This window comes from Frederiksenia canicola (assembly GCF_011455495.1).
Taxonomy (GTDB): Bacteria; Pseudomonadota; Gammaproteobacteria; order Enterobacterales; family Pasteurellaceae; genus Frederiksenia; species Frederiksenia canicola.
Window position 1 is genome coordinate 339,538 of the sequence record NZ_CP015029.1, and the last position, 14,370, is coordinate 353,907.

General features: G+C 43.5%; 13 protein-coding genes. 6 read left to right on the top strand and 7 right to left on the bottom strand.

The annotated features are described in order from the left end of the window. The first annotated feature begins 35 nt into the window (after positions 1–35). Both A4G17_RS01670 and A4G17_RS01675 read left to right on the top strand, forming a co-directional pair. A complete protein-coding gene (locus A4G17_RS01670; protein ID WP_165894247.1) occupies positions 36–416 on the top strand; it encodes a lysozyme inhibitor LprI family protein in 381 nt (126 codons plus the stop codon). Between the two features lie 72 nt (positions 417–488). Beyond that, positions 489–1,895 carry a DHA2 family efflux MFS transporter permease subunit gene (locus tag A4G17_RS01675; protein ID WP_123956941.1) on the top strand — a complete coding sequence of 469 codons (1,407 nt, stop codon included), beginning with the start codon at positions 489–491 and terminating at the stop codon, positions 1,893–1,895. 48 nt (positions 1,896–1,943) lie between these two features. Here A4G17_RS01675 and pdxY read toward each other — a convergent pair whose 3' ends face one another. The 4 genes from pdxY to A4G17_RS01695 all read right to left on the bottom strand — a co-directional run bounded on the left by pdxY (position 1,944) and on the right by A4G17_RS01695 (position 6,118). Continuing rightward, entirely contained in the window at positions 1,944–2,807 is an 864-nt protein-coding gene (gene pdxY, locus A4G17_RS01680; RefSeq protein WP_123956942.1) for a pyridoxal kinase PdxY, read from the bottom strand. A 59-nt stretch (positions 2,808–2,866) separates the two neighbouring features. Beyond that, entirely contained in the window at positions 2,867–3,820 is a 954-nt protein-coding gene (gene accA / locus A4G17_RS01685; protein WP_123956943.1) for an acetyl-CoA carboxylase carboxyl transferase subunit alpha, read from the bottom strand. 89 nt (positions 3,821–3,909) lie between these two features. Beyond that, a complete protein-coding gene (locus A4G17_RS01690) occupies positions 3,910–5,319 on the bottom strand; it encodes a multicopper oxidase domain-containing protein (RefSeq protein WP_123956944.1) in 1,410 nt (469 codons plus the stop codon). 79 nt (positions 5,320–5,398) lie between these two features. Beyond that, positions 5,399–6,118: a 1-acylglycerol-3-phosphate O-acyltransferase gene (locus tag A4G17_RS01695; protein ID WP_123956945.1), complete on the bottom strand. Its 720-nt coding sequence runs from the start codon at positions 6,116–6,118 to the stop codon at positions 5,399–5,401. Positions 6,119–6,240: 122 nt separating this feature from the next. Between A4G17_RS01695 and tpx the strand changes: the two genes are divergently transcribed. Continuing rightward, a complete protein-coding gene (gene tpx, locus A4G17_RS01700; RefSeq protein ID WP_123956946.1) occupies positions 6,241–6,738 on the top strand; it encodes a thiol peroxidase in 498 nt (165 codons plus the stop codon). Positions 6,739–6,831: 93 nt separating this feature from the next. Here the strand turns inward: tpx and A4G17_RS01705 are convergent, their stop codons facing one another. From A4G17_RS01705 to trpB, 3 genes are all read right to left on the bottom strand, one after another. Continuing rightward, positions 6,832–9,405, bottom strand: coding sequence for an autotransporter outer membrane beta-barrel domain-containing protein (locus tag A4G17_RS01705; protein ID WP_123956947.1), 2,574 nt, complete (start codon positions 9,403–9,405; stop codon positions 6,832–6,834). Between the two features lie 69 nt (positions 9,406–9,474). Then, positions 9,475–10,956 (bottom strand): ketol-acid reductoisomerase, encoded by a 1,482-nt coding sequence (gene ilvC, locus A4G17_RS01710; RefSeq protein ID WP_123956948.1) that lies wholly within the window; start codon positions 10,954–10,956, stop codon positions 9,475–9,477. Between the two features lie 185 nt (positions 10,957–11,141). Beyond that, positions 11,142–12,347, bottom strand: a complete 1,206-nt coding sequence (gene trpB / locus A4G17_RS01715; protein ID WP_123956949.1) for a tryptophan synthase subunit beta — start codon at positions 12,345–12,347, stop codon at positions 11,142–11,144. A gap of 181 nt (positions 12,348–12,528) precedes the next feature. Here trpB and ppa point away from each other — a divergent pair, with 181 nt between their 5' ends. The 3 genes from ppa to A4G17_RS01730 all read left to right on the top strand — a co-directional run bounded on the left by ppa (position 12,529) and on the right by A4G17_RS01730 (position 14,361). Then, positions 12,529–13,056, top strand: coding sequence for an inorganic diphosphatase (ppa, locus tag A4G17_RS01720; protein ID WP_123956950.1), 528 nt, complete (start codon positions 12,529–12,531; stop codon positions 13,054–13,056). Positions 13,057–13,125: 69 nt separating this feature from the next. Then, entirely contained in the window at positions 13,126–13,893 is a 768-nt protein-coding gene (locus A4G17_RS01725; RefSeq protein ID WP_123956951.1) for a M48 family metallopeptidase, read from the top strand. A 99-nt stretch (positions 13,894–13,992) separates the two neighbouring features. Beyond that, entirely contained in the window at positions 13,993–14,361 is a 369-nt protein-coding gene (locus tag A4G17_RS01730; RefSeq protein WP_123956952.1) for a YgiW/YdeI family stress tolerance OB fold protein, read from the top strand. The last annotated feature ends 9 nt before the right edge of the window (positions 14,362–14,370 follow it).

Consider the following 14,370-nt stretch of genomic DNA (forward strand, 5'->3'; position numbering starts at 1 on the left):
TTTTGCAAATCTATCCCTCACCAATGGAGCAACTCATGAAAAAGCTACTTTTACTTTCACTTTTGGTTCCAACACTTGCCATCGCTAACGATGCCTGCGATCACTTCAACACCAGTTACGACCGCACTTATTGTTCAGCAAAGCTGTTTTTAGAATCCGATAATGAGCTAAACGCAGTCTATAAAGAGTTGAAATCGACACTCAAACCTGAAGTGGCAAAAGGCTTGACTCAAACGCAACGAGATTGGATCCGTCATCGTGATATGGCATGTGAAAATAAGGGTGAAATTGATGTGGGTTGCAATTTTAAGATCAACCGTGAGCGGACAGAATACCTGCGAGACCGCCTACGAGAGTGTAAAACGGGCAACTGCCAAACCAATGCGATCACCAAGCACAGTTGGTACACTTACTAGACTGACAAGCGGTCAGTTTCTTTACATTTTTTGCAAACGGGACGTGAAAACGTCCCCTATTTTTTTGGAATAATGATGTCAAAACAATACGAATACTTCGGGGAAGACCCGAATTTTCCGACGAAATTGATCACTTTCACGCTCTTAATCGGGGCGTTTTTTGGCTATTTGAACGAAACGCTGCTAAATGTGGCACTGACCACACTCATGCAAGAGTTTTCAGTAGATAAAACCACCGTACAGTGGATTGCCACTGGCTTTTTATTAGTCATGGGGGCATTCACACCACTGACAGCGAATATCATTCAATGGTTTAGCACGCGCACTATGCTGTTGGTCACGCTACTCACGTTTTTAGCTGGCTCGTTGATTTGTGCTTTTGCCCCGAATTTCCCGATTTTACTGGTAGGGCGGCTAATTCAAGCGGTATCTGCGGCGTTCACTGTCCCAATTTTGTTTAACTGCATTTTATTGATTTATCCACCTAATCGGCGTGGTACTATCATCGGCTTTATTACGATGATGTTTATGGTTGCCCCTGCAATAGGGCCAACCCTATCGGGGATTGTGGTCGATCATCTCGGTTGGCGGTATCTGTTTTTGCTGACCGTGCCGTTTATTTTGCTGTCGATTGTATTGGCAATACTGTTTCTTAACGTCAATTTACAGCCGATCACCAAACCCAAAATTGACGGCTTATCGGTGTTGCTTTCGATTTTTGGTTTAGGCGGTTTGGTCTATTCCACCAGCAATTTTACGATGCTTGGCGTACCACTTTTTAGTGTGATTTTTACTATTTCTGTTACCTTGCTAGTGTGGTTTACGCGTCGTCAGTTCAAACTGGATGTGCCACTTATCGATCTTAACGTGTTCCATTTTGCACAATATCGTTATGCGATGCTCATTTTAGCCGTATTGATGTTCGTGTTTATCGGCACGGAACTGATTATGCCGATGTACCTGCAACAAGTAGTGCTACTTTCTGGCACGATCACGGGGCTCATTTTATTGCCAGGGAGCGTGATTCAGGCGTTTTTGTCACCGATTATGGGGAATCAGCTCGACAAGCGGGGAGCAAAACCGATTGTGTTACCTGGGGCGATATTGTTGTGCACCACTTTTGCGTTAATGCTTTGCTTATTTGATGTCACCAGCCCTGTTTGGCTACTAACCGCAGTGTTCACTTTGCTGCCAATGTCGGTATCGATGATGATCGTATCCGAAACTCACGGGTTAAATGCCTTGCCGAAAGAGATGTATCCGCACGGCACCGCTATTATCAGTACCATTAATCCGATTGCAGGTGCGGTGGGTGCGGCATTTTTCGTAGGCGTTACTCATATTGGCGAAGAGCTATACAAAGCCAGTGAACTACCGCAACAAGCCATGCTTTACGGTGTCCACTTTGCATTTCTGATTGCGATTGGAATGAGTGTGCTCACTTTGTGGTTTGCCAATAAGTTACAGAAAAATAGATAACAAAAATGGGCGTTTTAAACGCCCATTTTTGTTGCTATTCGCAAAAAGCTAACCAATTTTAACCGCTTGATAGCGGCTTTCAGGGTTCACAATCAAATTTCTGGCCTTGATGATCTGCAACTCGTATTTACCGCTTTGTTGGGTGATACTCATCACGTCATTTACCGCATTGGCGGTATGTTCAAAGGCATCTAAATCTGATTTACCGTTGAGCAAATTCGCTAAAAACAAACCGCTAGTGAGATCGCCCACGCCAACGGGATCACGACCAACAAATTCGTGCAACGGGCGGCTGATGTGGTAGATGCCATCTTGGTTAGCAAGCACCATTTCAAACTGGCTCAGATCTTTGCCCACTCGGCTCAAATGTTTAACCAACACGCGTTTAGGGCCTTTGCTCAAAATTACGTTGATAGCTTCAATTGCCTGCTCAAAGTTTTCTACTGGCAATCCCGTTAATTCTCTCAACTCAACTAAATTCGGTGCAATAATATCCGCTTGTGCCATTGCCTCATCTCGCAAAAATTCCGCCACGCCAGGTGCAACGATACAACCTTTGTCAGGGTGCCCCATAACAGGATCACAAAAATAGATCGCATTTGGATTTAACGCTTTAATTTTCGCCACAACCGCTAAAATTTCCGCCCCTTGCTCCGCCGCACCAATATAGCCTGACAGCACTGCATCACATTCGTGCAGGGCATCAATCTCCGCTATCCCTTGAGCAATTTCACCGATCTGCTCTTTCGGGATCACCATCCCTTTCCATTTACCATATTGCGTATGGTTGGAAAATTGAACGGTATTCAACGCCCAAGTATCGATCCCAAGCAACTGCATCGGAAATACCGCTGCCTTATTGCCTGCATAGCCGTAAACGACGTGTGATTGAATGGAAAGCACGTTTTTCATTTATTGTCCCTTGATTGACTGAAAAATTTTGCCCCCGCAAGCGGGGGCTGATTTAATCGTTATACATAACCGTAGTTCATCAACCGCTGATAACGGCGGTCGATAAGAGCATCTTGGTCGAGCGGGTCGAGATCGGCAAGATCATCCAGTAAACGCTGTTTTAAATTGGCCGCCATTTCATCAAAATTGCGGTGAGCCCCACCAAGCGGCTCTGGCACGATGCTGTCAATCAGCTCCAACTCTTTCAAACGTGGTGCAGTTAAGCCCATTACCTCCGCCGCAGTCGAGGCTTTTTCGGCACTTTTCCATAAAATGGAAGCACAGCCCTCTGGCGAAATCACCGAGTAGGTGGAGTATTGCAACATATTGACTTTGTCGCCCACGCCAATCGCCAAAGCACCGCCTGAACCACCTTCGCCGATCACGGTACAAATCACGGGTACTTTCAAGGTGGACATTTCACGCAAGTTGCGGGCAATCGCTTCTGACTGACCACGTTCTTCTGCCCCAATGCCAGGGTAAGCTCCAGGGGTGTCGATAAAGGTGATAATTGGCATATTGAAGCGTTCTGCCATCTGCATTAAACGTAACGCTTTGCGGTAGCCTTCAGGGGCTGGCATACCAAAATTGCGTTTAACTTTCTCTTTTACGTTACGCCCTTTTTGGTGGCCAATTACCATCACCGGACGCCCGTCCAAACGGGCAATGCCGCCGATAATCGCTTTGTCATCGGCAAAGGCACGGTCGCCCGCCAATTCATCAAACTCGGTGAAAATGCGTTCGATATAATCTAGCGTATAAGGACGGCTTGGGTGGCGAGCCATTCTCGAAACCTGCCAAGCATCTAAATCAGCAAAGGTTTTTTTGGTCAATTCTTCACTTTTCTTTTGTAAGCGTGAAATTTCATCGTCAAGATTGATTTTATCGTCGTTGCCCACCGCAGAACGCAGGGCATCAATTTTTGCTTCCAGTTCTGCAATTGGTAATTCAAAATCTAAATATTCTAAAGTCATAGCTTTTCCTTTCTGTTGGCAGAAATAATTGCCGTATTCTATCAGTGAAACCGCAACAAGCGGTCGGATTTGTGCAAAATTTTACAAATTTATTCTTTTACCACAAACTGTCCCATTGCCCCACGATCTCGTAGCATTAAATCCGACACGCCAAAGGTAAATGGATGCGTTTCTGGAGCTGCGTGATCAAAACGGACTAAAACCGTCATTTCTTGATCTTTTTCGAGCCAAATTGTATCCCGCCACGCCAGTTGTTTATGAGGGAATTTTTGGTTGTTTTGTGTTTCGATAATCAGCTTCGCCCCCTGCAAGGTAAAACCAATGGGGTCGTTACTGGTGAGATGCCAACGCTCAACGGTGCCTCGTTGCACAGTGAAGTCGATCCGTTTTGGGTCAAAACGCTGTTGATTGATCAGCCGATCAAGCGGTCGTAAAGTAAACTGACGCTCCTGAGCAATTTTCAGTTGGAAATCGCCCACATTGAATGGCGGCAGCACGGCATCGCTATTCAATGCGGAAGGTAATCCTTTTGGGCGAAATTCGACCACCACATTATCGATCAGCTCGTCATCATCGGCAAAAAATTGCTCTACTTTGTAAAAGAAGCCACGTTTTTGTCCGCTTATCAGCGACACCTTTTCGCCTTCATTCAGATCGATCAGCAGCTCCACTCGCTCACTCGGTGCTACGGAAATACTTTCCATTTCAAGCGGTTGGGCTAAAAATCCGACACCCGTAGCAATTTGATAGAGCGGTTTGCCGTTATCTAAGCGTAATTCATAACGGCGAGAGAGCGAAGCATTGGCAATTCGTAAACGCACCCAGCCTCGTGGCACATCAAAATAGGGGGATTCCTGCCCATTTACAAACAGCCGCTTACCCCAAAATTGCAGGGCTTGGCTGTCTAACACCTGTACTCCATCCGTGTTAATCAGCTGATCTTGCAAAATCAGCGGAATATCATCCACGCCATATTTGCGGGGTAGCTTTGCTTTACGGCTCTCTGCATCTTCAATCAGCCACAGCCCCGCCAAACCACGATAGGTTTGAAAAGCGGAATTGAGCATGGAATCCGCGTGATACCACCCCGTACAAGCAGGTTGATTGATGGTAAGAATAGGTGACCAGTTTTGATTTGGCTCTAACTGGCGATGAATGGAACCGACCATTTCAGTCGGGGCAAGTAGCCCTTGAATATTGACGGACAACGGCTGCGGCAGGCTGTTGATGTAGGTTAATCGCACCACATCGCCCGATTTCATCCGCACTGTTGGGGCGAGATATTGCCCATTCACGCCCCACACATCGACCAATTTGCCACTATCGAATTGAGTTTGAGCAGGGCGAAAATCCAGCCGCACGGGGCGACCACGTCCAACATCAATCAGCGGTGGAATCACCAGTTTTGGACGCTCCGCAGCCCAAACTGCTTGCGGCACAAGAGCAAAACCAGTCGCAAGACCAGTTCGTTTGAGAAATTGACGGCGTGATTTATTCATAGTGTATTTTATCGTTGTAAGATTTTGACCCACCCATGCCGATCACAAGCGGTGAGATCATTCGAAAATTTTGCAAAGGCTACTTTTCAAGTGCCGCCACTTCTTGATTCAACTCGGCTAATTTATCCGCCATTTGCTTATAGCATTTATCCATCAGCTCTTTGACATTTTCTCGGCTGTATCCGCTCGTGTCGATCGGATCAAGCGTTTCGCAAATCACCACGCCGTTGTTCCAGCGGTTGAGATCAACTTTGTGGTGTAAATCAGAACAGACTACAGGCACAATCGGCACCCCTGCAGCAATAGCGGTATGGAACGCCCCTGTTTTGAAAGGCAGTAAACCACGGCCACGACTACGAGTCCCTTCAGGGAACATCCAGATCGAAATCTGTTTCTCACGAATAATTTCACCCACTTTATTCATCGTGCTAATTGCACTGCTGCGTTTTTCTCGGTGGATAAAAATGTTGCCCGTTGCCCAATAAACCAAGCCAAAAAACGGAATCCAGATCAGGCTACGTTTGCCCACACTTACCGTCCGTTCTGGTACCATACCCGCGATCGTAACCATATCGTAATTATTTTGATGATTGCCAATGTAAATGGCTGGTTGGGTAAATTCAGGTTTTGGACGTTTAATTACCTTTAATCCAAATAAGGGATGCAGAGCCCCAAAGGCTCTTGCCACGACACCTACGCTGCTTGGATGTCGGAAACGCAGCAACGCATAAATTGTTCCCACTAAGCAAATCAAAACGGCGGCAATTACCACCACAACAATACGAAGAAGTTTTAACATAGCCTTTTCCTTGCAAAAAATTTGTCGCAGTATAGCAAAAACGTAAAATGATGTCGTATTTTCATCGTCTTAAAAAATCGGTATAGTAACCACGATTTTCACTTAACATAAAGGAACTTTTTATGACTCAAATTACCCTTGCAGGCAACCCGATTGAAGTCGCAGGCGAATTTCCTGCGGTAAACACCACCGTTGAGAATTTTACTTTAGTCAACAATGGGTTAGCGGATGTTTCATTGAGCGATTTCGCAGGAAAACGCAAAGTGTTAAACATCTTCCCAAGCATCGACACGGGCATTTGTGCCACTTCGGTACGTGTGTTCAACCAAAAAGCCGCCAACCTTGCGAACACTGTGGTGCTTTGCATTTCAGCGGATTTACCATTCGCTCAAGCTCGTTTCTGCGGAGCAGAAGGTATTGAAAATGTGCAAGTGCTTTCCACTTTCCGCAACAAAGCGTTCCACAACGCAGTTGGCGTGGACATTGTGACAGGTCCATTAGCGAACTTAACTGCTCGTGCCGTGATCGTGTTAGACGAAAACAACAAAGTATTACATAGCGAGTTAGTACCTGAAATCAAACAAGAGCCAAATTACGATGCGGCGTTAGCGGTACTTTAAACACAAAAAAGAGTGATTTAGTATGAGCTACTAAAAAATCACGCCACAAGCAGTCAGCAAGTGGCGTGATTTACAAAATATAGCAGTGGCAAGTTACCAAGAATAACGATAGCCTGCTTGAATAACGAGAGGTTGATCTAGATATTTGCCATTTGTTGTTTTGGCTTCAATACCAAAACGGTGGCTACCTTTGGTTAAGTTCAAACCGAGTGCCGTTTCCACTCTGCCGCGGCTAGCAGCAACATCAAAGCGGTATTGGTTCACGTTCACTTGATTGTTGGAATTTTTTGCGGTAACTGCATTGAGTTCCGCATAAGGCTGCCATTGCCATTCACCTACTTTCAACACTTTCGCCAATCGTGTACCAATTCGGCTGTAAAGGCTTGAAATGCGCTGTTCATCAGCTTTGCCTGATAAAGTTGTCCACGCAAGTTGAGCATTTGGTGTAACAGTCCATTGATCGCCAAAGGTGAAGATTTTGCCAATCTCACTAGAAAGTGTGTAGGCGTGATAACGGCGTTTTTCTGTGCCTTTTGAGCTTACATTTAATCGACTGAATTTGGCGATATTATCAAAATATAACCCGCTGTCAGTCTGGTAAGTGCCATAAAGCCCAACGGACTGCCCGCTGATTTTGCCTGAACCATATTCACCATTGAAATCAACATCTGAACGCTCCTTGCCGACGAATCCGCCTAAACGAAGGTTTTCGGATACGTTTGCATCTGTACCGATTTGAATGCCGTGGAAATCTTGTTTGAAACCAGATGATTGGCTATTTTCTGCTGTTTTGGTTGCGGCAAAATCGCTACGACTGTTGAGATTTCTCACCCAAACATTGCCATTTTCACCTTGTTTGATTTCACCTAAACGTTGGTGAAGCCCTGCAAGGCTTTGTTCTAATTGCAATAATTGTGCTTGACGTAATGAAACTAACGCATTCGATTTTTCACTCAATACCACTTGAGTTGGAACGCTTGGTGCTGTTGGTGGTACTGGCAGAACAGGTTTTGTTGGTTCGACAGGTTTTACTGGCTCAACAGGTTTTGTTGGTTCGACAGGTTTTACTGGCTCAACAGGTTTTGTTGGTTCAACAGGTTTTACTGGCTCAACAGGTTTTGCTGGCTCAACAGGTTTTACTGGCTCAACAGGTTTTGCTGGCTCAACAGGTTTTACTGGCTCAACAGGTTTTACGGGTTCAACAGGTTTAGTTAGCTCAGCTTGTTTATTTGATAGAGTCCAAGCCCCTCGCTCTTTTGATAAACGATATCGGTAAGCACCCGCATCTACATAATCTCGATTAAGCAGGCTGAATTCTGCTCCATTTTCATCTGTCTGTGTATAAACTAAATAAACTATGCCATTTGCCTCATTTGGTTCATTTCCTGTATCATTTATATTAAGATAAAATTTACCACTATCCTTACCATAAATATAGATAGAATCAGATTTATTATTGGCAAGATCAGTGTTTATATGAAAAATACCATTCCCATTGAGATCTTCACTAATAATCAATGTCTTAAAGTTATCTTTAATAGGCTTGATATATACATTAGAATTAAGCATCTTCATAGATGTGATTTTTGAATTATCATCTATTTCCCATGTTGAATTATTTAAGGATACGTGAGCTAGATATTTAGATAATATATGTGGGGTATTTTCTAATGAGCCAGTAAATTTAGAGTTTTCACTTAGATTAAGTTTGAACGTTTGGTTTCCTGAATTATATTTATCACTAATTAATTTTCCGCTAAGTGTAGAGCCGTTTTTAAGATCTATTGTTACATCCTGTATAAAGTCTTGCCAGTTTGCTAAAGTATTAGATTGGATATGGCTGTTATTAAATGCTATTTTGAGTGAAACAGGCTCACTTCTTTCATCTATAAACATCATCCTTCCTAGAAATTTTTCTGCTTGTAGCTTAGAGTTATTTAAAATAATACTATTTCCTTGTTTTCCATATACAAAAATAGTACTGTTGCCTACACTAAAATCCAAATCTACGTTATCCATTGAAAGAGATGAATTATTATTTAACCAAAAGCCTTGGACAGCTCTGTTGGATTCAAATTTAGTATTATTTAATGTTACTTTAGAATTATTAAGAATTTCGATAAATTTAGGAACTATTCTATTATCATTTGTGGGCAGTCCACTAATCAAAAATGTTGTATTCTTAATATCAGCTATAGAGTTATATAATCTAATAAAATCTTTGTGAGCATAATAATCCATATAATCTATTTGGAGATTAAGGTTTGAATTGTTTATTGCCAAATTAGAATCTCTGGCTTCAATTAAATTTCTAGAATAGGATTTTTCTGGAATGATTAAAGATAGGCTTGAGTCCTTTATGGATGTATTGGATTTGTTAATATCTAATAAGGTCAGGTTCTTATTCAAACTATTGGCAGATATGTTGCTTTCACTTATTGTAAAATCATTAATACCATCAATTTTAATAGATAGTAATTCATTTGCCTTGCTCTTATCAATAGTACATTTATGTAGATTCTTAATAGAGCTATTATTGTTTATATCAAGATATACACGATTATCTTTAGAAATAGGTTGAATATCACAATATTCTGCTTGAGATGAATTCGAATATAGTAATATAGCTAATGAAATTGTACTTAGTTTAAATAGTTTATTATTCATGGATAATCTCCTAGTTTTATTATCGAATATTGAAAAGCCAGCTCGAAAGCTGGCTTTATTCTATCTCAATTAACCCTGTGATGAAATGCGTTTCATATCGGTCATATAGCCACGCAACTCTTGTCCGATGTACTCGATTGGGTGGTTGCGAATCGCATCGTTTACATCACGCAAGGTAACGTTGTCAATTTCAACCGTTGGAGTCGGTTCGCCTAAATCACCTTTTTGTAAGGTTGGGATCACTTTTTCACGCAGAATTGGGGTTGCCACGTTTGCAAATAGGTAGTTGCCGTATTCTGCAGTGTCGGAAATCACCACATTCATTTCGTATAAGCGTTTACGAGCGATTGTATTGGCGATTAACGGCAATTCGTGCAGCGATTCATAGTAGGCAGATTCTTCATAGATACCGCTTGCCACCATTGTGTCGAAGGCTAATTCTACGCCTGCTTTGACCATTGCCACCATTAACACGCCGTTGTCGAAATACTCTTGCTCGCTAATGCGAATGCTGTCGCCTTTCGGGGCGTTTTCAAAGGCGGTTTTGCCCGTTTCTTCACGCCATTTGAGCAAGTTTGCATCGCCATTTGCCCAGTCTGCCATCATCGTGGCAGAAAATTCACCACTGATGATGTCGTCCATATGTTTTTCAAATAAGAACGCTAATTCGTCTTTGATTTGCTCGGAAAGCTCGAACGCTCGCAGTTTTGCCGAGTTGGATAAGCGATCCATCATTAGCGTGATGCCACCTTGCTTTAACGCTTCGGTGATCGTTTCCCAGCCGTATTGGATCAATTTCCCAGCGTAAGCGGGATCTTTGCCTTCGGCAACTAATTTGTCATAACAAACGATCGAACCTGCTTGTAACATCCCGCACAGAATGGTTTGCTCGCCCATCAAGTCCGATTTGACTTCCGCTACGAAAGAGGACTCTAACACGCCCGCACGATGACCGCCCGTTGCTGCTGCCCACGCTTTTGCAATGGCTAAGCCTTCGCCTTGTGGGTCGTTTTCAGGGTGAACGGCGATAAGCGTTGGCACACCGAAACCACGTTTGTATTCTTCACGCACTTCGGTACCAGGGCATTTTGGTGCAACCATTACCACCGTGATGTCAGGACGGATTTGCTCGCCTACTTCAACGATATTTAAGCCGTGTGAATAACCTAACGCCGCCCCTTTTTTGATTAACGGCATCACATCTGCAACCACTTTTGAGTGTTGTTTATCTGGGGTTAAGTTAATCACTAAATCTGCACTTGGGATAAGTTCTTCGTAAGTGCCTACTTTAAAGCCATTTTCCGTTGCACGTTGGAAAGAGGCACGTTTTTCCGCAATCGCTTCAGGGCGTAACGCATAGCTAATGTCTAACCCCGAATCACGCATATTCAAGCCTTGGTTCAAGCCTTGAGCCCCACAGCCGACGATAACGATTTTTTTACCTTTTAAGAAATTTGCTTCATCGGCAAATTCATCACGGTTCATAAAACGACAACGACCTAATTGATCTAATTGCTGACGAAGATTGAGTGTATTGAAGTAGTTTGCCATTGTTCTTTTCCTTTTATTTTGAAATCAGGTGTATGTTGACTGATGGCGAGTATATGCCGAACTTATGATTGCGAAAAGTGATATTATTGCCATTTATAATTGCAATTTGTGAAACGCAAGCGGTCAGATCCGATAAACGTTTTGCAAATTGCAAAAAACAGCATGGATCTCACCGCTTGTATTGGCTATAGATTGATTTTGCTCAGCACGAAGTCAATGTCTTTATCGCCTCGTCCTGATAAATTCACGAGCAAACGCTTATCACTGCCTAATTCTTTAGCACGGCGAAGGGCGTAGGCGACGGCATGGGAACTTTCAAGGGCGGAGATAATCCCTTCTTGGCGAGAAAGGGCAAGAAAAGCATCTAAGCACTCTTGATCGGTAGCCGTTTCGTAACGCCCACGTCCAATATCTTTCAAATAGCAATGTTGCGGCCCAACGCCAGGGTAATCTAAGCCTGAGGCAATCGAGTGAACGGCAGACGGTGTACCATCTTCTTCTTGTAAATAGTAGCAGTTGAAGCCTTGAATATTTCCGAATTTGCCTTTGGTCATGGTGGCTGCGTGGCGACCTGCAATTTCCAGCCCTTCGCCTGCAGGTTCCACACCGACCAAGGCAACCTCTTTATCATCAATAAACGCATTGAATAGCCCTAACGCATTGGAACCGCCGCCGACACAAGCGATCACTTCATCAGGCAAGCCGCCATATTGATTGGTGAATTGCTCTCGGGCTTCGTGTCCAACAATGCTTTGGAAATACGCCACCATTTCTGGATAAGGTGCTGGACCGACTACCGAACCAATCGCAAACATACTGTCATCAATTTGCTGCATATAGGAGGCAAAAGCACTATCAACCGCTTCTTTCAATGTGCCTGCACCGTCTGAAACAGGCACAAGGGTGGCCCCAAGAATTTTCATACGAGAAACGTTCGGATGTTCTTTGGCGATATCGAGCACACCCATATGAATTTCACATTCTAATCCGAGCAAGGCCGCTGCAGTAGCAAGAGCAACACCATGTTGCCCCGCACCAGTTTCCGCGATCACTTTTTTCTTGCCCAGTTTTTTAGCTAACAGCACTTCACCAATGCAGTGGTTGATTTTATGGGCACCTGTATGGTTGAGATCTTCGCGTTTTAAGAAGATTTGAGCACCGTTTTTGGATAAGGTGCGAGCGTGATAAATCGGGCTTGGGCGACCGACATAAGTTGCTTGTAGCCGTTTCATTTCAGCCAAAAATTCAGGATCGCCAATAATTTGACGAAAGCCTTGCTCAATTTCTTCAAGGGCTTTGGCTAATGCGGGGTGAGCGATTTTTCCGCCGTGCTGACCAAAATTACCAAGATGATCGGGGGTAACGAGTGGGTTGAGTGATTCCTGTGCCATATTATGTTCCTTTTGTATCTTTAAACTATTAAAGTAGTGTAAAATTACAATAATATGTCCAAGATGTAAAGTGCAAATTTGCAAAATTCTCTTGAAATCTGACCGCTTGCTTTGCGTGGCGAAAAGGATCAGCTATAATTGTTGCGTTTTTCACACTATTTCTAACAAGAAGGAAACCAAAATGGGCTTAGAAAACGTACCTGCTGGTAAAGCATTACCAGATGATATTTATGTTGTAATCGAAATTCCTGCGAACTCTGATCCAATCAAATACGAAGTGGACAAAGAAAGCGGTGCATTATTCGTGGATCGTTTTATGGCAACGGCAATGTTCTACCCTGCGAACTACGGTTATGTAAACCACACTTTATCTTCTGATGGTGACCCTGTGGATGTGCTAGTCCCAACCCCATACCCACTTCAACCAGGTTCGGTGATCCGCTGCCGTCCAGTTGGTGTGTTAAAAATGACTGATGAGGCCGGTGGCGATGCAAAAGTAGTTGCGGTTCCACACACAAAATTAAGTAAAGAATACGATCACATTAAAGATGTGGGCGATTTACCTGCATTATTAAAAGCACAAATCCAACACTTCTTCGAAAGCTACAAAGCATTAGAAGCCGGTAAATGGGTGAAAGTTGATGGCTGGGAAGGCGTTGAGGCGGCTCGCCAAGAGATTTTAGAATCTTTCGAACGTGCGAAAAAATAATGTTATTTAATCGGTGCCAAAGGTCATCCTTTGGCATTTTTCTATCTCCATGATTAATCGGAACTATTTATGAAAAAAGCCAAAAAACTTGCCGCAATCACTTTCGTTTCTCTCGGTATAGCGAGTTGTGTGAATACGGCGAGCTTGAATCAAGAAGCCGCTCACAGCTATGCACAATTGAAACAACAGGCCTCTGCCCAACGTGCGATTGATACAAATTCCCCGACCGCACAAAAAGTACATCGCGTATTCCAAAAAATGAAACCTTACGCTGAGAAAGCGAATAAAACCGGTGTTCCATTTCAGTGGGAGATGATTGTTCTCAAAGATAATGAGTTGAATGCGTGGGCTATGCCTGGCGGTAAAATGGCATTCTATACGGGCTTAGTTGAACGTTTAAAACTGAGCGATGATGAGATTGCGGTGATTGTTGGTCATGAAATGGCTCACGCCCTGCAAGAGCATAGTAAATCGGACCGCACTGTCAGTGCGATTACCGGCATTGCAGGCGAGTTAGGTAAAATTGCCTTAGCAACACAAGGCATTTCAACAAATGTTGGTGGCTATGATGCCGTGGATATGCTTACTGAGTTCGGCTTGAACAAGCCATTTTCACGCAGCCAAGAAACGGAAGCCGATGAAGTAGGGCTATTCCTTATGGCGGAGTCGGGCTATAACCCTGAAGCAGCGCCGAATGTATGGGTAAAAATGAGTCAAGCGAGTGGAGGCTCTGGTTTATCGATCTTCTCAACTCACCCTTCAAACGAAGATCGCCAGAAAAATCTCGCTCGTTTAGTCCCTAAAGCGAAAGAGATCTACTTAAATAATAAAAAATAATTTCACAATATGTTTGTCCTTAAGACTTTCTTAATATCTTAATGATTTAATGCTTACATCAAAACACACAATCGTTTTACTTCTGATAGGACAAACTTAATGAAAAAATTATTTACTTTAGCCTCCTTACTTGCGTTATCTTCTGCCTCTGTTGCGGGTTTCCAAGGTAATAACACGCAGCAAGGCGGCGGCTTTACAAGTCAAGGCACAATGGTTAGCACCGTTGCTCAAGCATTAGAAGCAAATGACCATGCTCCTGCAAAGCTAACTGGTTCAATTACTCGTCAAATTGATGACGATGAATTTATGTTCCGTGATGGAACTGGCGAAATCAAAATTGATGTTGACGATAACGCCTGGCAAGGTCAAAACGTAGGGGTGAACGACAGAATCACTCTCTACGGTCAAGTGGATAAAGAAACGATTGGAGCAAACAGCGTTGATGTGTATCGTATCCAAAAACACTAATTGCTAATT

Bases quoted from the DNA above. Each gene is read 5' to 3' on its own strand.
- ilvC (WP_123956948.1), bottom strand. From the start codon at position 10,956: ATGGCAAACTACTTCAATACACTCAATCTTCGTCAGCAATTAGATCAA.
- trpB (WP_123956949.1), bottom strand. From the start codon at position 12,347: ATGGCACAGGAATCACTCAACCCACTCGTTACCCCCGATCATCTTGGT.
- accA (WP_123956943.1), bottom strand. From the start codon at position 3,820: ATGACTTTAGAATATTTAGATTTTGAATTACCAATTGCAGAACTGGAA.
- A4G17_RS01690 (WP_123956944.1), bottom strand. From the start codon at position 5,319: ATGAATAAATCACGCCGTCAATTTCTCAAACGAACTGGTCTTGCGACT.
- A4G17_RS01730 (WP_123956952.1), top strand. From the start codon at position 13,993: ATGAAAAAATTATTTACTTTAGCCTCCTTACTTGCGTTATCTTCTGCC.
- A4G17_RS01670 (WP_165894247.1), top strand. From the start codon at position 36: ATGAAAAAGCTACTTTTACTTTCACTTTTGGTTCCAACACTTGCCATC.
- A4G17_RS01675 (WP_123956941.1), top strand. From the start codon at position 489: ATGATGTCAAAACAATACGAATACTTCGGGGAAGACCCGAATTTTCCG.
- A4G17_RS01725 (WP_123956951.1), top strand. From the start codon at position 13,126: ATGAAAAAAGCCAAAAAACTTGCCGCAATCACTTTCGTTTCTCTCGGT.
- pdxY (WP_123956942.1), bottom strand. From the start codon at position 2,807: ATGAAAAACGTGCTTTCCATTCAATCACACGTCGTTTACGGCTATGCA.
- tpx (WP_123956946.1), top strand. From the start codon at position 6,241: ATGACTCAAATTACCCTTGCAGGCAACCCGATTGAAGTCGCAGGCGAA.
- A4G17_RS01695 (WP_123956945.1), bottom strand. From the start codon at position 6,118: ATGTTAAAACTTCTTCGTATTGTTGTGGTGGTAATTGCCGCCGTTTTG.
- A4G17_RS01705 (WP_123956947.1), bottom strand. From the start codon at position 9,405: ATGAATAATAAACTATTTAAACTAAGTACAATTTCATTAGCTATATTA.
- ppa (WP_123956950.1), top strand. From the start codon at position 12,529: ATGGGCTTAGAAAACGTACCTGCTGGTAAAGCATTACCAGATGATATT.